Here is a 20194-nt window from a genome sequence, read left to right as displayed (position 1 = left end):
CATGGCAAGCAATACCGGAGAAAACGAGCAGGCTCTTCGCAGAATTCTGGACATGAGCAGATCCATTGGCCTGTTCGCATTGGCGCTTCATTTTTACTATTACTGCTACCAAGCTTTCACAGCATGGAAGCTGGTCAGCACGTTTAGTGACAGAATATTGGATCAAATTGAAAAGACAGGGCTATTTTCTCACTTTGAAAAAACCAAGGTGATTTGCTTGATTTTCTTGTCGCTGTCCTTGCTTGGAACAAAAGGCAGGAAAGAGCAGCATTTGAAAGCGAGCACAGCTCTCAGGCAATTGGCAATAGGCTTATCCGTCTTTTTTCTGAGCGGATATTTGCTGAAAATGCAGATAGAAATTCAGCTTCAAACCATCTCATACATCTCAATCACCTGCCTGGGGCTATTGATGTTTTTGGCAGGTGGCACGACGATATCGAAGATAATGCGCTTAAAAATAACCGGCCAGGACATCTTCAATGAAGACAACGAAACTTTCCCACAGCAAGAGCGACTCATTGAAAATGAATACTCGATCAATTTGCCGGGCCGCTACAAACTTCGCAGTAGCGTCAAAAAGTCCTGGATCAATTTCGTCAATCCAATGCGCGGGCTGTTAGTGCTGGGCTCGCCCGGGTCAGGTAAAACCTATTTCGTAATCCGCCATGTGCTTACCCAGCATATTGCCAAAGGTTTCGCCGTTTTTCTGTATGATTTCAAATACGATGACCTCACCAAAATCGCTTATAATGCATGGCTTGATAAGGAAGCGCAAACCAAAACACCTTCAAGCTTTTACTCGATTAATTTCGATGACCTATCCAGAAGCCATCGCTGTAACCCCCTCGATCCTGGTGGTCTAGTTGATATTGCAGATGCGGCCGAATCAGCACGCGCGATACTGATGGGGCTCAATCGGGAATGGGTTAAGCGTCAGGGCGATTTTTTTGTAGAATCCCCCATCAATTTTTTGACTGCGATCATCTGGTTTCTGAAAAAGTATCAGAATGGCGCATTTTGTAGTTTGCCTCATGCCGTCGAGCTCATGCAGATTGAGCACGAGAAGCTGTTTAGTATTTTAAGATCTGAAAAAGAGATTGAAGTGCTGATTAACCCATTTATTTCCGCGTTCATTAACGATGCAAACCAACAATTGGAAGGCCAGATTGCCTCCGCGCAGATTTCGATGGCGCGACTATCATCACCTTCACTGTATTATGTATTATCAGGCAATGACTTTTCGCTGGATATCAATAATCCGCAGGATCCTAAAATTGTTTGCTTAGGGAATAACCCCCAGAAGATCATGACCTATGGCGCTGTTATTTCTCTTTATGTGACGAGAATGATCAATCAGGTTAATCAGAAAGGTAAGCTTAAGAGCAGCCTGATATTTGATGAATTCCCAACTATCTTTCTTAATCACATCGATAGCCTGATTGCAACTGCGCGTCAAAACAAGGTCGCAACCACATTAGGCATCCAGGATTTCAGCCAGCTGAGAAAAGACTACGGCAAAGAGCAGGCCGATGTAATTATGAATATAAGTGGCAATATTATCAGTGGACAAGTAACTGGCGATACCGCCAAGCAGCTTTCAGAGCGCTTTGGAAGGATCCTGCAGGACCGCACGAGCTTCTCAGTTAACAGAAATGACACATCCATTAGCCACTCAAAGCAGCTGGATTCAGCTATACCAGCATCCAAAATTGCCTCGCTTAGCTCAGGCGAGTTTGTAGGAATGGTAGCTGACACGCCCGACGAGAAGATCGCTCTAAAAATGTTTCATGCTCAAATCATAAACGATAATCAGGCGATAGCCAGACAAGAGTCTGCTTACAAAGAACTTCCAATCGTGCGAAAGGTTGATGATAGTGTGATCAGAGCCAATTATTATCAGATCAAGCAGGATGTGCAAGATCTTGTTTTTGTAGAAATGGAAAGGCTGCTAAATGATCCTGAGTTGGCGCATTTGGTGATTAGCAAGTAGAGAGAAAATCCCGAAAGTTCGTTTCGGGATTTTCTCGTAAGGTGAATGCGCTTATTCGTAGTAATTCGGAACGCGGTGACCGCTGCTTTCCAAAAGTCTGTCCTTTTTGAACAAGGTTACATCCGCTGTTACCATATCGTTCACCAATGCTTTCAGATCGTATTTAGGTTTCCAGCCCAGTTTGGTCATCGATTTGGTCGGATCGCCAATCAATAGCTCCACTTCGGTCGGGCGGAAATAGCGTGGGTCAACTGCAACTACTTCTTTGCCTATTTCAATCTGGAAATCTGCATGGTTGCATTTTACAACTTTCGCAGTTTCACCAGCGCCTTCACCGGAGAATTCTACTTCAATACCAACTTCTTCAAATGCCATTCTAACGAAATCACGAATGCGGGTGGTAACACCAGTTGCGATCACAAAATCTTCGGCCGTTTCCTGCTGCAATATCAGCCACATTGCCTCTACGAAATCCTTGGCGTGGCCCCAGTCGCGTTGTGCGTCCAGGTTACCCAAATACACTTTATCCTGCAAGCCCAGTGCGATACGGGCAACTGCGCGGGTAATTTTTCTGGTCACGAAAGTCTCGCCTCTCAGAGGCGATTCATGGTTGAAAAGAATACCGTTTACAGCGAACATATCATAAGCTTCGCGGTAGTTGACCGTGATCCAATACCCGTACAGTTTCGCAACTGCGTAAGGGGAACGCGGGTAAAATGGGGTGGTTTCAGACTGCGGCACTGCCTGTACCAATCCGTAAAGCTCAGAAGTGGAAGCCTGGTATATCTTCGTTTTCTTGGTCAGACCAAGCAGGCGAACTGCTTCCAGGATACGCAAGGTACCGATACCGTCCACATTGGCCGTATACTCAGGTTCTTCAAAACTTACCTGCACGTGCGACATCGCACCCAGGTTATATATTTCGTCAGGTTGTACTTCCTGGATAATGCGGATGATGTTGGTAGAATCGCTCAGGTCACCGTAATGCAGGTGGAAACGCACATCCTTTTCGTGCGGATCTTCATAAATATGGTCGATCCGCTGGGTATTGAACAAAGAGCTGCGGCGTTTGATACCGTGCACTTCATATCCTTTGCTCAAAAGGAGTTCAGCAAGATAGGCACCATCCTGACCGGTGATCCCGGTAATTAATGCTTTTTTCATTTAACGTTGGTAAAGTGAAGTATAAACTGGAAGAATCTGCCGATAAAAATACTAATAAATCAAATGCTTTTTTCTGATACCTACTTTTCGTAAAATATTCAAAGATGAAGCCAATTTCTTCCCAGAAAATTCCACGCGACTGGTCTCCGTCTGACTATAAGTTTGTCAATCCGCCCAACTTATAAAATTAAATAATTCAAAAGTGTTCCCCATCTCAGGACTTAAATCAGCGTAAATCTGAACGGGAATTCCTGTAACGGGATGGGCAAACGCAACGAAATACGCATGCAGCAACATTGTCTCCATTCCAAATCTTTCTTTGAAAAACCTATTCTGCTTGTTACAGCCGTGTGGGCGGTCGCCTATGATCGGGTGCATGATGTGCGCCATGTGCTTTCTGAGCTGGTGCATGCGGCCGGTGGTGGGTTTTAGCTCGACGAGAGAATATCGGGAAGTGGCGTGTTTGCCGGTCTGGAAAGGAACTTCGGTTCTCTGAAGGGTGCGGAAAGCGGTGAAAGCTTCCTGGACAACACCGTCGTCGCGTTTAAGCGGATAGTCGATCTCGCCCGAATCTGGCGTGAAGCCGCGGACGATGGCGTGGTAAGTTTTTTCTACCTGACCGTTCTGGAACTGCTGCTGCATCAGGCTATTCACCTCTTCATTCAATGCAAATAGCAACACGCCGGCGGTTTTTCTGTCGAGCCTGTGTACTGGGTAAACGCGCTGACCAAGCTGATCGCGCAGGATTTGTACTGCGAACTGATCTGTGTCAACAGCCAGGGAAGTCCGGTGAACCAGCAGCCCGTGCGGTTTGTTGACCGCGACCAGGTATTCGTCCTGATACAAAATTGGCAGCGTAGGAATGCTTTCGGGAATCACTTAAAAAATGGACAATTGTTTTTCCGATTTCTCAGTCAGCACTGCATAGGAACTGGGTTTGATGCCGCGCAAATAGGGAAGCATTTTAAGCAAACCGTATTTAATCCGGGTCACAAGAAGCCCGGTCGGATTGTTTTTAAACAGAGGTTTGATCACATCTTCGTGATATAAGTGACAAATATCCTGCTTAACCTGAAAGTTCTCGGAAGCCAGCAAAAAGCGAAAAAGTCCGGGCGTGTAGATATTAATATGTCCGTACGATAAAAAGTGCTTTACTTTTTTATCCACATAAAATGAAAAATCAATAGGTACTTCAAAGATCTGGTAGCGCGAAACCCGCTTGATCTCGCGGAGCAGAATGCGTTCATGCTCAACATGTTCCAGCACGTGCGAACATATTACCAGGTCGAAATGGTTGTCCGGATACGGGATCTGATAACCATCAAACAGCAATACATCATTTAAATGCCTGATGTTTTTTGCTTTGATCAGTGAAATGCCGCTTTCGGAGATTTCGACACAGTTTAAGTCATCACAAAAGTTAGATTCTGACAGCCATTTAAGAATACTCCCCTCGCCTGCGCCAACTTCCAATACATTTTTAAACTGGATATTTTTCGAAAGCTCGATGATGTTGAGTGCCTTATACTTGGCTCCCGTGTTACGCCAGGCGACAGAATCCTGGTCATATTGGGCAGAATACGAATCCTTTATATTCCCTGATATTTGCATAAATCCTAATATGAAGCGCTGAACAGCCGTTTTTACTGCTGCTTTTTATTATAACGAATACGAAAACGGATGATCCCCCAGAGTACCAGGTACAGAATCCCAAGCAGCAAACCTATTTCTAAACTAAATACCAGCGCAGTTCTGTCCATGATACTATCGAACAAATTGGTAAGAATCAGTCCCGGCTCGTGGATGATATCCCAGCTGTTCATTCTTCGAACCCTTCCTAAATACACACCAAATCCGGCAAGTGGAAGACTGATTACCAACATGATATTGGCTGTCCTTCTGTAAAAAACACGCCGCCAGGCTCGGTGTATCCAGTAGAGTGAAACCAGTCCATTGAAAAGGCTCACCTCGGCGTAGAAAAAAAGCATGATGGTATCATGCCAGGTTAAATCCCTCTGATAATCCACGCTCAAATGCGCCAGATCGGTGATCATGTAGGGCGCATTGGGAAAGAATGCGAGCCACATAATGCTGATCAGCAGCAGGCTGACCGGCATGTCCGGGAAACGTTTTGTTATACTATCTGCAAAAAAAGCGACAATCAGGGGTATCCAGCTCAGAAAGAGGTTCCAGTCCATCGAAAAATCGACTGGTGCATTAAAGAAAATTCTGATTAAATGGAAGAAAACCGCAGCAAGACTCAGTACCAACAACAGCAACAGCGAAAACAACCCTTCCATCGTGATAATCGGCGGGTCGGTGATGCTAAACTTGTAATTTCTTATCCAATCTATTAAACGGTCCAAACGTACTCAATTTAGGTTCATGCATGTCGACTACAAAGCAAGACAAATGAAAAGGAAAAATAGGAATCGAGTACTATCTCACGTTTTCATTACAAGAAAACATTGATTTAGTACCAGAACTATTTCACGCCCCGTTGCTTCACAATGACGAACTCTGAATAAATTTTATGCTTGAGAAGGGTTATTGAACTCTTTTTTAGGTTTCCGACGCTTCTGTCCGCTACCAGCGGATCTGGATCCCTCCTTAGAGCCGGAAGGTTTTTTACGTCCGGGCGGCTTGAAACGTTTCGGCTCAAATGCCGGCGCTTCACCCAAGCCAAGTTCTTTTGTAACAGATTTTTTCTCTAATTCCTTCTCAAAAAGCCGCTCTATTTTTAAAACGTATTTCTGATCCTGCTCATTAATGAATGTGATCGCTGTTCCCTTGGACTCGGCACGTGCTGTGCGCCCGATACGGTGGACGTAATCCTCGGGATCGCGAGGTACATCGTAATTCACCACGTGACTTAGATTATCAATATCAATACCACGCGACAAAACGTCTGTGGCCACGAGGACAGGAAACTGTCTGTTTTTAAAATTCCTCAATACAATCTCGCGATCGGCCTGCTCCGAATCCGACGAAATACCGTGCGCGTCCATTCCCAGCTTTCTCAATGAGCGCACAATCGGCTCAACGGTAGACTTGCGGGAGGTGAAGAGTACCATGCTCGTGCTTTGTACCTGACTGAGCAGGTGAAGCAGCAGCGGCAACTTCTGTTCGTCGCTGGCCAGGTAAAATTGCTGGTCAATGCGGTCAGCCGGACGGGAAACAGCGAGCCGGATTTCCTCCGGATTTTGCAGAATCCGTTTAGCCAGCTCATTGATCTTCGAAGGCATGGTAGCCGAGAACATCAGCGTTTGCCGCTGAGCTGGTAAGAAACTCATTATTTTGAGGATATCACTCAGGAAACCCATATCCAGCATTCTATCCGCTTCATCCAATACCAAATGTTTGATATCACCGAAATTCACGTATCCGAGCTGCAAATGCGCGATGAGCCTGCCTGGAGTGGCAATAATAATATCTGCGCCTTGTGTCAATGCTTTTTTCTGCTGGTCCCATTCAGGGCCCTTGTTGCCTCCGTAGACCGCAATACTGGTTGCGCCCACAAAATATCCCAATCCCTGGATTTGCTGATCGATCTGAACCGCGAGTTCGCGGGTCGGTACCAGTATCAATGCACCTGTGTGAATATTGGATTGGTGTGCTACTTTATCTAAAATAGGGATCAGATAGGCGGCTGTTTTGCCGGTACCTGTTTGCGCGCAGGCCAGCAGGTCTTTTCCGTCAAGTATGTAAGGGATTGCTTGCTCCTGGATCGGTGTTGCCTGCTTGTAGTTCATAGATTCCACGGCGTTGATCACGTCCTCGTGGAGTTCAAATTCGTCGAAATTCAAAGTTCAGCTTTTAAATCTGTCACGTTATGACAGGATGTTTATAGAAAGAGCTGACTTAAATTTTCCGAGTCAGCAAACCGCTTGATTTTAACAAATATAACAAAAAAAGCCCTTTAAAGGAAAAATGCAAGTGAGAATTGGCAAAAGCGTAGTCTTCCATAGACCTTCTAGCCCGCCTACTGCCATTTCGCCCAGAAAGCACTCTTACTCGTGGCGCTGAGCTTTAACAGCATAAGGTAAATGCATGCCGGGTAAATATGGTGCAGCAACCGGTCCGTTGAAGCTTCCAAATGCCAGGTCAAATCGTGCGGGGTTGTGAGGTACACTGCGAAATAGCCTAACAGAACCATGGTAATTACCGCGAACGGAAATGTCTTTACGAACGGGATTTTGTTGAACAAAACAATTGCAAACAGCAGAATCACGATCCAGTAGTATTCAAATGCAGTTAAAAGTAAATGTTTAGCAATCAATAGGTAACGCATCGGAGAAGCGATCAAATCAAGCAGTTCCGCGCCCCTGCTGGCATGGACCAGATCGTTGGCCGGCGCCAGCACGAATTTGAAATGTAGCAGGATCAATAAGGGAATCAGCGCTCCCGCGACATAGCGCAGCACCGTAACCGGTTTGCGGAAGTTTTGGAATAAAAATAGAAACGAGAAGACGACAAAAAACAGCTGGCCTTCATTTTTTATCCACGTTGCGCTGCCTGCGAAAAATCCAAGTAGTACCAGCAGCTTTGCATTGCCGCCGGCAGTTGTTTCTTTATAGACTACGAATGTTATGAGGATAAATAGGGCTAATAATGTGTCGGCATATTGTGACCCGGCAACGTTGATGAACTTGGTGTCCAATCCGAAAATTGCCAGCGCGATCGCGGCGGAGAACAGGTGACCAAATCGGTTCAACCCAAGAAAGACGGTTAGCGGAATTGCGAGTAATACCAGGTGAGCAATCGTAATAGGTACAAGCGGTGTAATCGTACCCAAGCCTCTCCAAATGAATGCAATCAGAGATGGTAACATGAGCGGATAATCGGGGTGAGTTACCCGCAGCTTATCTCTATATAAGAACAGATTAGTCCAATACTCGGGATGGAAAAGGAACTTCGCATGCAGGTTCCAGATCGCCCAGGCATCCCAATCACCCCATCGGTAGACGTATTGGTTGAAGCCGGCGGTAAGGGCCAACGCTGCAACAGCCATGATCAGGAGTTTGAAATTACTCGCAGCTTGTAGCGGAGCCAGTGTTTTACTTTTTATATCCTTGAAATACACCCATCCCGCGAGGCCTGTGACTAAAACAGGCACAGCGAGTAGCAGGCGGTAATCCATTTGAAAGAGCAGGCTCAGATAATGGAGGTAACCTGCCAGCGAAATGGTAAGTGCAAACGAAAACGGATAGTTGAGCAGACTATTCAATCCGGCAAACTTGCGTAGCAAAAAACTGGTTGAAAAAAGGAGACCGGCAAAGTATAAAAGAATGGCAAAAATCAGCATATTATCTTTTCAGGCGCATTAAGGTATATTTCAGATGCTGATTATCCCCAGCCGAGATCGTCTCATACTGTTCTTTAGGAATCTCCGGAAGCTGATGTTCTTCGAGAAGCAATATCGTATCAGCGTTACTTTCCAGCTGCAAAACGGCCGGCGCTAATATCAGTGCAGATTTGAAATACAGCACACCGTGTCTGCCGGCGGGTGTATTGGTTTGAAAAGCGATATTCGAATGAGGGGAGATATAATTTTCTACGCCTGCCAGCAGCACATTCATCGTATCCAGCTCGGTAGCTGCATGCTCAGAATCCAGTTTTTTGTAGTTCTTAAAGGTAATCCAGCACAGGTACAAGATCACCAGGACAGCCACTCTTCTCATCGCGGGACGTTTTTATAGTAGCCGCGAATATACAAAGGGGATTTTTATTGTCAGTGCAGCTACTGCCCCGCTTTTAATCTATCAATAAACATAATAGCCCGGTCGATCCGAACCTGCACCGACTTGGCCCCGGCGATGTAATAGATCATTGCCCGCTGTTTGCTCGGCAAAGATTCGTAGAAAAGCCGCTTTCCGACTTCGTCTATTTCGAGTAGCTCTTTCAGCTCTTCGGGCATATCACGACCGAACTCACTTTCGTCTTTCCAGACCTTTGCAAAAAGTTTCTGTCCCAGAACAAATTTGCCCTCTTGCCGGAGAGGAGTACCTATATTAATATAAAAACCTCCACCGCCTCTCGGTCGGATCGCGCATTGGAACTCAACTTTTTCATTTAATACACAACGTACACGCGCAGGCTTTCGGCCTTCCACAAATTGCGCTGCTACTTCTTCCGGCACCAGCATATAAAATTCGCCTCCCTTTTTAGGAAGGCGATCGAGAGTAGATTCGAAATGTATTACATCCTGCATATCAGGTTATACTGCTATTCTGTCAGCGGTTTCACCATAATATCTTTGTAAAAAACAATGCTCTTCGGATCGTGCGCCTGCAAGGCGAAGGTGCCTGATTTCAGGAATTTATTTTTCATATCCCCTTCCCTCTTGTCTACATCCGTTTCCTCGTAATCTACCACCACTTTGTCATTGATCTTGATGGTAATGTGCTTGCCTTCCACTTTGATATACTCAGTGTACCACTCGTCGTCCTTCACATAAGTTTCTTTCACATCAACCACATTATACAAGCTGCCCGTGCGCTTATAGTCTGTGTGCGACTGGTTTACCTGCACTTCGTAACCTTGCGAAGGCCAGCCGTCTTCCTGGTATGCAGTATGAATAAAAATGCCGGAGTTAGAGCCCTTTTGAGTTTTTACAGTGGCTTTGAACTCAAAATTTTTGAACATATGATTTTTCACCGGCCCTTCATAAAACAAATGCGCGCGCGGCCCCGCAACCTGGATTGTCCCGTCCACAATTGTGAATGAGCTTGCATTAGCGCCGACTTTCCAGCCACTGAGATCCTTTCCGTTAAAGAGAGAGATCCAGCCGTCCTGAGCGTGGGAGGATATTGATGTAATAAATATGAAGAGCAGCGAAGCGCCGCAGGTAAAGATTGTTCTTTGCATATGGTGGTTTGGTTGACTGAATAAGTATTGAAGATGTTTAAATTAAAAGTAAACCGATGATTAAAAACTACTATTATAATCTGCTGGCAATCGAAGCATTGATCAAAATCATAACGCCCTTAGCTGACCGCCCCCCAAAGCCATAATAGTGACCTTCATTTACATGAGCAAATTTTTGACTGATCGATGGATAATACAGTTTTCGTGAAAAATTAAAGAGTGAAGTATTTACCAATAAAGGGGCAAATACAAAGACATAGACCACTGTAAATCAACACATAACAGTACATTCAAAGTTAAGAAAAGATAAAATTGGCCACTTCCTTGCCACTAACAATTCAACTTTTTGTAATATTACACCAAAAAAGCTATTCGATAACGACTTAGCAATCTCACTCAACGTTATGAAGAAGATCTCCTTTACACTGGTGCTTGCCTGTGCATTCGTTGACGCCGAATGCCAGTTCAGGAACTTCACTGCTGACATCGAAGCGCAAGCACTCACGACAACCAAAGACCACGTTCCATTTTGGATGCGAAGTAATCAGAATGGGAGTATCCCGTTGTCAGGTCCATCTGTTAGTCTCGTTGCGGCCGCAGAAAAGAACTACGACACGTCAGCGGTGAAGCTTATGGACTGGGGAGCTGGATTCGAGGGAAGAGCAAACGGCGGAAGAAGTTCTGAGCTAATTTTAATCCAGGGATTTGCGAAGTTAAAGATTGGTATTTTTGAGATAAAAGGCGGGCGGATGAGAGAAACGTTTGGCCTCACAGATACGCTGCTGACGACCGGAAACTTCTCTGTTTCAGGAAATGCATTAGGGATACCCAAAATTCAAATTGCCATTCCAGAATTCTATGCGGTACCTATTTTTGGCAAGCTATTTGCCTTCAAAGGTCTTTTCGCGCATGGTTGGCTTGGCGACCAAACTATCCAGAGCAAACGTGTTGACCATGCCAAAACATACTTTCATCAAAAGTCATTTTATGCCAGAATTGGTATGCCTGATTGGCGATTCAGATTATATGGCGGATTCAACGACCAGGTATTTTGGGGTAGCGAAGCCGAGATATTCGAATCCTTTGTACTGACGGATTGGCAAAAATATCAATCAGTCGTACTAGGGAAAAATTGGGCATTTAGCAAGGTCGGAAATCACGTCGGGAACATAGACCTTCGACTTGAATATGACTTTAACAGTTTGACAGTCAGTGCCTATCGACAAAGTTTCTACGAAGTCGGAGCACTCTACCACTTGGCGAACATAGCTGATGGCATCAATGGCTTATCCATTCTTAATAAATTGCCTCAGCAGAACAAGCTCTATTGGAAACGCTTTGTATTAGAAATGCTATACACTAAGGACCAGGCCGGAGAATCCTGGTCGAAACCAACACCCACAGGAAACGAAGACTATTATAATCACTATCTTTATGCTAACGGTTGGTCTTATAGGGGCAATGGTCTGGGTACTCCGTTCATTACACCGGTACATTATGCCAGAAACGATCAAGCATCGAATCCTAGAAACTATTTCATTAATAACAGGCTTGTTGCTTTCCATTTGGGAACTGATTTAATCTTTGGCAAGTGGAATACGATCGCGAAATTCTCTTATTCTCGCAACTATGGAACACATGACACATCGGCAGATTTTCAGCCTGTAAATCAGTTTTCTTCGTACATTATCAGTGAGAGAACTTTAGCGAACAATTGGAAGGCAGGGGCAGCATTTGGGCTCGACTTGGGAAAGCTCTTGTATAATTCTTCTGGTGTTTCTATAAAAGTTTCAAAGCGCCTACTATGATTTATCCAGAGGTCACAGATTTCACTTCTTCAAAATATTTAGGGTTACTAACTTATCTCAACTAATCATTTTATCAGAATTTGAGTGTCGACATCCAGTCTCCACGCACGAAATTTAACAATATGCTAGATTGGCTATTTAAAAGCAAAAAAGGCATGAATCTCAATCTAAGCCATATAGGAATAGATATTCATTCTCACCTTATCCCCGGCATTGATGATGGCGTTCAAACTATTGAAGAGGCTGTATCAATGGCAAGAAAAATGCAGAATCTTGGCTACAGCCAGATTATAACTACTCCGCACGTTATGTGGGATTGCTACCGAAACACACCAGAGATCATCTTATCAGGATTAGAAAAAGTTCGTAGGGCATGCGTGGAAGAAGGATTAAGCATCCAGATTGATGCGGCGGCAGAGTACTTCCTTGACGAACACTTCGGTGAACTATTGAACCGTCCCCAAGAATTACTCACCATGCCAGGGAACCGTATCCTAGTCGAACTACCCTATTCAACGCCTCTACTTAATACATCTGAGACCTTATTTGCCATCTTGGAGAGAGGATACCAGCCGGTATTGGCTCATCCAGAACGGTATACATACTTTTACTCCGACCCTAGCATCTATCAAAAACTCGTGCATCAAGGTTGTGAATTGCAGATCAACATTTTATCGGTAACTGGTTTTTATGGGGATGGAATTAGGAGGATGGCTGAATGGCTTCTAAAAAACTCGTTAATTACATTCCTGGGGACTGATGCTCACAAAATAGAGCACCTCCAGATGATCAGGGGTACGAGAGTAGGTACTTGGTTAAACAAATACCCCTTTCAAAATGAAAAACTTATAAAAGTTCAGGGTGAATAATTGAATTTATTCTATATTTGTGTCGATTACGCAAAAAATACTCATTTGCACATTATCAAGAATCAGACTTCATCCTCTTTAATGTAACGCTTAGCAGGACTTGATGGATCATTGACAAAGGCCGATGCCACATGTAAGCAAAAAAGTGCAAAATAATCGAGGAGAGCGTTTGTTGACAAGCTCTACATTAAAAAAAAACACTTAACGTTATTTTATGAATGTACTTTCTTCCCAAGTAAAGTTGATCTCATTTGCAGTTTTCTTTGCTTTGATTGCGATGATCTCAGGAACAACGTCATGCGTCTCCCCAAAATCTATTGTATATTTCCAAGGTGACACAACCCGTCTGCAATCGTCAAAAATCCTTCAAACTTATGTCCCGACTATTGCTGCGAATGACATGCTTTCGATTGTAGTTGGAAGTTTAAATGCCGAAGCTAACTCGATTTTTAACGCAGCCAATGAATATACGTCTACATCTATGAGCTACGGTGGAGGCGCTAGCTCTTCAAGGCAACCTTTCGGTTATCTTGTAACTAATGAAGGAACTGTTGAGCTGCCTCTGGTTGGCAAGATTAGAGTTGGAGGCCTGACGATGCAGGTCGCAGCAGATACAATTCGCAATAGGCTCCTTACGTACCTTAAAGAACCATCCGTCAATATTAAGAATATCAATTTCAAAGTTTCGGTGCTGGGTGAGGTGAATAGGCCGTCTGTTTACATCATACCTGATGAAAAGATAACACTACCAGAGATACTTAGTTTAGCCGGAGATTTAACTATATACGGAAAACGCAGTAACATAATGATAATTCGTGAAGAAAAAGGCGAAAGGCTATATGCGAGGGTAGACTTAACTTCCCGCAATGTCTTCGAATCTCCTTTTTATTATCTCCATAAGAATGACGTGATATATGTTGAGCCAATCAAAGCACGTATGAACACGACTGACAGAACAGTTCAACTGGCCCCTCTTTTCCTAAGTATTGTAACAGCTATTGCTTTGGTTGTTACTCGCCTCAGACTCTACTAGAACTTGCATTACTCAACACCAATTTATTACAAGTACATCAAGCAACAACTTTATGGAAAATCAACACCTCAACTGGAGCAATGAGCAACTGGATGATCAGGACAGTAAATTTAATCTCCGGAACTATCTAAGAGGCTATGTAAGATATTGGTACCTTTTCCCTATTTGCTTAGCGCTTGTGCTAATTTCGGCGTTCTTTTTTCTGCAAGTAACTCAGCCGGTCTATATTGCCAAGGCAAAGCTGTTGATCAAGGATTCAAAGAAGGGTGCAAGTGGAACCGGTAATGATATTATTGAGGAAATGGCTCAATTCGGAGGAAACAAGCTTGTAGAGAATGAAATTGAAGTTTTGAAGTCACAATCCCTTATGGAGCAAACTATAAGAGAACTGCAGCTTGATGTGACATTTGAAACGAAGGCCGGGCTGAAAACGGTTGATTTGTACAAGGCAAGTCCAATTGTAGTTCGTTCAGAAATTATTTCTGAGTTTGCTTACCGCAATCCAATGCTAATACATATTGTGGATAACGATCATTTTCAGATTAATGACGAGGAAGCAAAATATAGGTATGGACAGAAGCTGCGTAATCCGTGGGGTGTATTCTCAATCATGAAGGGTCCGTCATCAGAATACAAAACAATTAATATAAAATTCCTTGATATCAAACCATTAACTATTAGGCTTCTGGGGAAGCTTGAAATTTCCAAACCTAACCCAAAAAGTACAGTATTAGAGTTATCGTTTGAAGATGTTTCTATCCAACGAGGCAAGGACGTTCTTAACAAGTTGCTTGACGTATATGTGCAATCATCTCTTAACGACAAGAATAGTGAGGCTAGCAATACCCTTAAATTCATTGAGTCTAGATTGGGGCTGATCACCGGTGAGCTGGGCGATGTGGAGCGAGATGTGGAATCTTATAAAAAGAATCAGGGCTTAACAGACATCAGTGCCGAGTCAAATCTCTTCTTGCAAAACATCAAAGAAAACGATGCGCAGTTGAATGACGTCAACATTAAAATCAGCGTACTAGAGAGTGTAGATAATTATATCAAGAACGCCGGAGATGGCAGTCCTGCGCCTGCAACATACATGATCAACGATCCTATTCTGGTGTCCCTGCTTACCAGATACAACGAGCTTCAAATTCAGAAAGACAAATATGCGCAGACGACCCAAGCAAATAATCCTTTGCTAGGGACGATAAACACTCAGATAACTAATACAAGGCAAGCGATTCGGGAAAACGTTCAAAATCTTCGTCGAGGCCTGGACGTCACGCGGCAAAGCCTGGAAGCAGTTAATACTAAGTTCTCGGCCGGATTACGAAGTATTCCTCAGAAGGAGCGAGAATATGTTGGTATAAAACGGCAACAAAGTATAAAAGAGGGATTGTATCTATATCTGCTTCAGAAACGTGAAGAGACTGCGCTTGGTTACGCTGCCACTGTAACGGACAGTAGACTGGTTGACGCTCCTTCCGCTTCTCTGTCTCCTATTAAACCACAAAAGCTTCTTGTATGGTTTGGTTCTGCTGCCGTCGGGATTCTACTTCCTTTTTTAATAATTAATTTGCTACTACTCTTAAATAACTCCGTACAAACAAGGGAGGAAGTTGAGCAGCTATCCAGGACATCTGTAATTGGTGAAATAGGCCACATGAAAGCGGCCCAGCCACAGACCCTTGCAGGTTCTGTTATTAAAATGACGAGCAGAAGTGCTGTCGCTGAACAATTTAGAGCTTTAAGAACAAATCTCCAATACCTGGGTGACGGTAATTGTCGCATTATAATGTTTACATCTTCTGTTGGGGGTGAGGGTAAAAGTTTTGTTAGTATAAATTTGGCTGCTAGTTTAGCATACGCAGATAAACGTGTATTACTAATTGGCTTGGATTTAAGGAAGCCGTCGCTTCATGACCGGCTCCAGATTTCGAATAAATACGGAATATCAAATTGTCTAATAGGGCAAGGAAATTACACAGATATCATCCAGCCAACCGGCATTCATCCTAAATTTGATGTTCTACCTAGCGGACCTATCCCACCAAACCCATCAGAACTCATTAGTAATGGTCGACTTCCGGTATTGCTCGCTGAATTACGCAAGCAATATGACTACATCTTAATTGATTCGCCGCCTTTTGGCCTTGTTACGGATTCCGCTCTAATTGAAAAGTACGTGGATGCAACCTTATATCTTGTTAGGTTCAACTATACTTTGGTAGATCATTTGAAAAGTATCGCAGACCTTCAACGCGCAAAACGTTTTTCCAACTTGTCCATCATCTATAACGGAGTTAAATACGGGGGAGGATATGGTTACGGATATGGGTATGGTGGATATGGATATGGGTACTATGAAGATGAAAAGAAAAGTCAGATTCAAAACATCGAAAGCAAATTAAGGCGAATGATTACGCGCAGCTAATACAATAATTGTCTTCCGCTATGTTCATTGCAAGTTGCTTATAGTGTCTGAAAGAAACTTCCGCCGTCGCGAATAGGTGGCGGATTAGAAGATCTACCGGACGATATTTTATTGGCCATTTAGTGGAGAAAGCTGGATAAAAACCTCTTCTAACCGATCTTGCTTTGTCGCTTAGCAGTTAGATTTAGGCTACTTAATGTTACACAGCGTTTCGACATAAGTATAATTAACCTGGTAAAATTGGACGGCTGGTACATAAACTATGACAAGTCTACTGTACGGCTTACCATAGTTTAGACAATAATTAAGGGAAAACTCAACGATTAAATAATCATGGCAAAAGTTGCATTAATAACCGGCGTGACCGGGCAGGATGGCGCATACCTGACCGAACTTTTATTAAGTAAAGGATACATTGTCCACGGTGTAAAGAGAAGAAGTTCACTTTTCAACACGGAAAGAATTGATCATCTCTATGAGGATCCCCACGTTTCTGATCCCAAATTCATTTTGCACTATGGGGATCTCACTGACTCCATGAATTTGACAAGAACAATTCAGGAAGTGCAGCCTGACGAGATTTACAACCTTGCCGCAATGAGCCATGTCCAGGTAAGTTTCGAAATGCCTGAATATACGGCGAATGCTGATGGCATCGGAACCTTACGTATTCTCGAAGCAGTAAGACTGTTAGGCTTGACAAAGAAAACTAAAATTTATCAAGCCTCCACCTCGGAACTTTACGGTCTAGTTCAGGCTGTTCCTCAATCCGAATCAACCCCGTTCTACCCAAGATCACCATATGCTGTCGCCAAGCTTTACGCGTACTGGATTACCGTAAACTATCGTGAAGCTTATGGAATGTTTGCTTCAAACGGAATTTTGTTTAACCATGAATCGCCTCTACGTGGAGAGACATTCGTAACACGAAAGATTACACGTGCTGCGGCAAAAATTGTCTTAGGTCTTCAAGATTGTTTGCATATGGGAAACATTGATGCGCAGCGAGATTGGGGACATGCGAGAGATTACGTCGAAGCAATGTATCTGATTTTGCAACAAGAAACATCAGAAGATTTTGTTATTGCAACTGGTGTTACTACACGGGTTAGAGAGTTCATAAGAAAGACTTTTGCTTTTTTAGGGGTTGAACTAGATTTTAAAGGAAGTGAGGCCAACGAAGTAGGGATAATTTCATCTATAAATCATCCCCGTTTACAAGAATTGAATATCGACTCTTGCTCCCACCTGCGAATTGGTTCCGTCGTCCTGAAAATTGATCCTAGATACTACCGTCCTACTGAGGTAGAGTTGCTTATAGGAGATCCGACCAAATCCAATGAGAAGCTAGGCTGGAAACCAAAACACACTCTTGATACATTGATCGAAGACATGGCATCTGCCGATCTTCGATTGTTTCAGAAGGATAAGTTGCTTTTGAAGGAAGGCTTCGACGTAATGAATTTTTTCGAATAAGATCTTGACTATTTTTGCTTATCTAGCTGACTCACTGAATGGATAATTCAAAAAAGCTGGTAGTAAAGGGAATTTTCTGGAATGCAATACAGCTTGTTGTAAATCAGTCATTTACCTTCGTTATTCGATTAGTCCTTGCTAAACTTCTGTTTCCTGAGCAGTTTGGAATAGTAGGAATGGCAACTGTTTTCACTGGTTTTGTACAGGTATTGAATGATATCGGTATAGGCGCGGCTCTCGTTCAAAAGAAGGATGAGAATCTTCGTGAAGAACACTTTCACACCGCTTTTTGGACTGGACTGGGGTGGTCAGTGTTTCTATACGCTGTTATAAGTTTTCTAGTAGGCCCGTTGGCAGCAGACTTTTACAGTCAGCCAATTCTCACCAAGCTCATACCTGTTATAAGTTTAGGGATTTTGTCAAGTCCGGTTAACCTGATTCATAAAGCGCAGCTTACAAAGCGAATGGACTTTAAGAAAATGGCATTCATTGATAATATATCCAATATTATTGCGGGAAGCCTTTCGCTGATATTAGCGTTTAGCGGATTCGGAATTTGGTCGCTAGCATTCAACTCAGTGGCGTCAATAGCAATTACTATACCCCTGTATTTCAGTGCTACCAAATGGACTCCTAAGAGAATGTGGTCTTACTCAGCTTTTAAAGATGTTTTTGGATTTGGTGTCTATACCACTGGTACTGGCGTGATTAACTATCTAATTAATAACGTTGACTATCTTTTAATAGGCAAGCTGTTGACTGCTCAGGCGCTGGGATCTTATACATTTGCGTTCGTGCTTACCGACACTTTCAGAGGAAGAATGATGGCTGTCATCAATAATGTCATGTACCCAATGTATGGTAAAAAACAGTCTGATCCTGAGTCACTCAAAAAATACTATCTGAAAGTAGTTAACTATAACAGTCTTGTGATATATCCAATTATGGTCTTTTTTGTCACACTCGGCGATCCTTTTACCGTTAACGTTTTTGGCGATAAGTGGCAAGAATCCGTTTTCCCTCTGAAAATTCTGTCAATTTCTGTAATGATTCATATGCTCGTAAACAGTAACACGGCTCTTATCAGGGGAATGGGTAGACCAAAACTAGAATTAAAGTTGCAACTTATTAAAGCTGCAATTTACATACCGATACTAATATTTTCAATCTACTATTACGGCATTGTGGGTGCTGCCTGCGCAATTCTCATAAATAAAGTGTTCGCTGTAATAATAGCTCAGTATACATTTAACAATCTTCTAAATATCAAGATAAGTGCTTTGGAGTTTTTTTCAGCAGTTAAAACACCTTGGATCGGTGCGATTGTGGCGTTCGTAATATCAACCGTTTTGTTCGAACAATTTCATGTTCACTATATTATAGCTGGGACAATATTATTCTTGATCTATGTAGTCACTATTTGGCTGATTATGGGAAATGAATTTAAAGCACAGTTTGCAGAATTACGACTTTCAAAGAAAAAGCTATGATTAAGGAATTATTAAAACGTCCTAAAAAATTAGTAAGGCAGCTAATTGATGATAATTTCGCAAGACTCTCCGTCGGGTCACGCAAATTATCTGTATTATATTACTTCTTATTTGATAGGTCTTTCGACAGGGAGATACAAGCTGTGCTTGCGGGGAAAATACAACATATTGATGAGGCTAAGAAAAATAAGAATAACTACTTCTTGCTTGTAAGAAATACACACCGAATTGAGAAGGGGCTTCTTATGAAACCCCGGAGAGACTTGTTTGGCAAAGAATACATCACTGAAACAATTGACAGTTTCGAAGCAATTTGGAAACTTGGTAAAGATGATAATGATAACGCGCAAATTAAGTGGTTTTATGATGTACTCAATGAATACTTCAGCACAATCAATCTCTCTCATCCCAATATTTCTAAGGAAGAAGCTCGTTTTAGATTGATTGTAAAGGAAAATCCGTCAACGGCCTTGGAACCTCACACAACTAAGTCAATCCCATATCACCGTGCAAAGCAGGATGCTAATAACGTAAATTACACCCAATTCTATAATTTGTGTAAACAGCGGAGGTCTGTACGTTGGTTTTTAGACAGGCCTGTGCCAAGAGAACTTATAGACAAGGCCATTCTAGCTGCGAATCAAGCTCCCAGCGCATGTAATAGGCAGCCCTTTGAATTTCGAGTCTTTGACGATCCCGAGATGGTGAAAAACGTGGTGAAACTGCCCATGGGTACTTCGGGGTATGGGCATTCTATACCCGTAATGATCGTCCTCGTTGGGAATCTGGATGCTTACTTCGACGAAAGAGATCGGCATGTTATGTACATAGACGCTTCTTTGGCATCAATGTCATTCATGCTGGCTCTTGAAAGTATGAATCTCAGCAGTTGCTCAATCAATTGGCCAGACATTGAAGCTCGTGAAAGTAAAATGCACTCGTTTCTAAACCTTAAACCTTATCAGCGTCCAATTATGTGCATGGGGATAGGATATCCAGATCCGGACGGGCTCGTTGCGTATTCAGAGAAAAGACCATTACATCAAATTAGGAAGTACAATTAGCA

17 protein-coding genes are annotated in these 20194 nt (G+C 43.1%); 8 read left to right on the top strand and 9 right to left on the bottom strand.

Annotation, left to right across the window (positions count from 1 at the left end):
* Nucleotide 1: 1 nt before the first annotated feature.
* Nucleotides 2-1990 (top strand): conjugal transfer protein MobC, encoded by a 1989-nt coding sequence (gene mobC / locus LZG94_RS06505; protein ID WP_233791096.1) that lies wholly within the window; start codon nt 2-4, stop codon nt 1988-1990.
* 51 nt (nt 1991-2041) lie between these two features.
* Here mobC and gmd (LZG94_RS06500) read toward each other — a convergent pair whose 3' ends face one another.
* The 9 genes from gmd (LZG94_RS06500) to LZG94_RS06460 all read right to left on the bottom strand — a co-directional run bounded on the left by gmd (LZG94_RS06500) (nt 2042) and on the right by LZG94_RS06460 (nt 10021).
* Nucleotides 2042-3154: a GDP-mannose 4,6-dehydratase gene (gene gmd, locus LZG94_RS06500; protein WP_233791095.1), complete on the bottom strand. Its 1113-nt coding sequence runs from the start codon at nt 3152-3154 to the stop codon at nt 2042-2044.
* Between the two features lie 165 nt (nt 3155-3319).
* On the bottom strand, nt 3320-4030 hold the full coding sequence (locus LZG94_RS06495; RefSeq protein WP_233791130.1) for a pseudouridine synthase: 711 nt from the start codon (nt 4028-4030) through the stop codon (nt 3320-3322).
* A 3-nt stretch (nt 4031-4033) separates the two neighbouring features.
* The gene (locus LZG94_RS06490) at nt 4034-4765 is read right to left on the bottom strand and encodes a class I SAM-dependent methyltransferase (RefSeq protein ID WP_233791094.1); all 732 of its coding nucleotides are present in this window, start codon (nt 4763-4765) and stop codon (nt 4034-4036) included.
* Nucleotides 4766-4797: 32 nt separating this feature from the next.
* Nucleotides 4798-5520, bottom strand: a complete 723-nt coding sequence (locus LZG94_RS06485) for a DUF1361 domain-containing protein (RefSeq protein WP_233791093.1) — start codon at nt 5518-5520, stop codon at nt 4798-4800.
* Nucleotides 5521-5685: 165 nt separating this feature from the next.
* Nucleotides 5686-6960, bottom strand: coding sequence for a DEAD/DEAH box helicase (locus LZG94_RS06480; RefSeq protein WP_233791092.1), 1275 nt, complete (start codon nt 6958-6960; stop codon nt 5686-5688).
* Nucleotides 6961-7136: 176 nt separating this feature from the next.
* Nucleotides 7137-8402 carry a hypothetical protein gene (locus LZG94_RS06475; RefSeq protein WP_233791091.1) on the bottom strand — a complete coding sequence of 422 codons (1266 nt, stop codon included), beginning with the start codon at nt 8400-8402 and terminating at the stop codon, nt 7137-7139.
* A gap of 58 nt (nt 8403-8460) precedes the next feature.
* Entirely contained in the window at nt 8461-8835 is a 375-nt protein-coding gene (locus LZG94_RS06470; RefSeq protein WP_233791090.1) for a hypothetical protein, read from the bottom strand.
* Nucleotides 8836-8894: 59 nt separating this feature from the next.
* Entirely contained in the window at nt 8895-9365 is a 471-nt protein-coding gene (locus LZG94_RS06465; RefSeq protein WP_233791089.1) for a YdeI/OmpD-associated family protein, read from the bottom strand.
* 14 nt (nt 9366-9379) lie between these two features.
* The gene (locus LZG94_RS06460; RefSeq protein ID WP_233791088.1) at nt 9380-10021 is read right to left on the bottom strand and encodes a DUF1080 domain-containing protein; all 642 of its coding nucleotides are present in this window, start codon (nt 10019-10021) and stop codon (nt 9380-9382) included.
* A 404-nt stretch (nt 10022-10425) separates the two neighbouring features.
* On the opposite strand from LZG94_RS06460, the gene LZG94_RS06455 reads away from it, so the two are divergent.
* From LZG94_RS06455 to LZG94_RS06425, 7 genes are all read left to right on the top strand, one after another.
* Nucleotides 10426-11829 (top strand): capsule assembly Wzi family protein, encoded by a 1404-nt coding sequence (locus tag LZG94_RS06455; RefSeq protein WP_233791087.1) that lies wholly within the window; start codon nt 10426-10428, stop codon nt 11827-11829.
* A 122-nt stretch (nt 11830-11951) separates the two neighbouring features.
* Nucleotides 11952-12698, top strand: a complete 747-nt coding sequence (locus LZG94_RS06450) for a tyrosine-protein phosphatase (RefSeq protein WP_233791086.1) — start codon at nt 11952-11954, stop codon at nt 12696-12698.
* 214 nt (nt 12699-12912) lie between these two features.
* Nucleotides 12913-13731 (top strand): polysaccharide biosynthesis/export family protein, encoded by an 819-nt coding sequence (locus LZG94_RS06445; RefSeq protein WP_233791085.1) that lies wholly within the window; start codon nt 12913-12915, stop codon nt 13729-13731.
* Nucleotides 13732-13783: 52 nt separating this feature from the next.
* Nucleotides 13784-16162 (top strand): tyrosine-protein kinase, encoded by a 2379-nt coding sequence (locus tag LZG94_RS06440; protein WP_233791084.1) that lies wholly within the window; start codon nt 13784-13786, stop codon nt 16160-16162.
* 333 nt (nt 16163-16495) lie between these two features.
* The gene (gmd, locus tag LZG94_RS06435) at nt 16496-17638 is read left to right on the top strand and encodes a GDP-mannose 4,6-dehydratase (protein ID WP_233791083.1); all 1143 of its coding nucleotides are present in this window, start codon (nt 16496-16498) and stop codon (nt 17636-17638) included.
* Nucleotides 17639-17676: 38 nt separating this feature from the next.
* Nucleotides 17677-19128: a lipopolysaccharide biosynthesis protein gene (locus tag LZG94_RS06430; RefSeq protein ID WP_233791082.1), complete on the top strand. Its 1452-nt coding sequence runs from the start codon at nt 17677-17679 to the stop codon at nt 19126-19128.
* Complete coding sequence (locus tag LZG94_RS06425) at nt 19125-20192, top strand: nitroreductase family protein (RefSeq protein WP_233791081.1); 1068 nt, start codon at nt 19125-19127, stop codon at nt 20190-20192. Before LZG94_RS06430 ends, LZG94_RS06425 begins: the two co-directional genes overlap by 4 nt.
* The last annotated feature ends 2 nt before the right edge of the window (nt 20193-20194 follow it).

The sequence above is a fragment of the Dyadobacter sp. CY343 genome (assembly GCF_021390335.1).
Classification (GTDB): Bacteria; Bacteroidota; Bacteroidia; order Cytophagales; family Spirosomataceae; genus Dyadobacter.
This window is presented reverse-complemented; position numbering and strand designations above follow the sequence as displayed.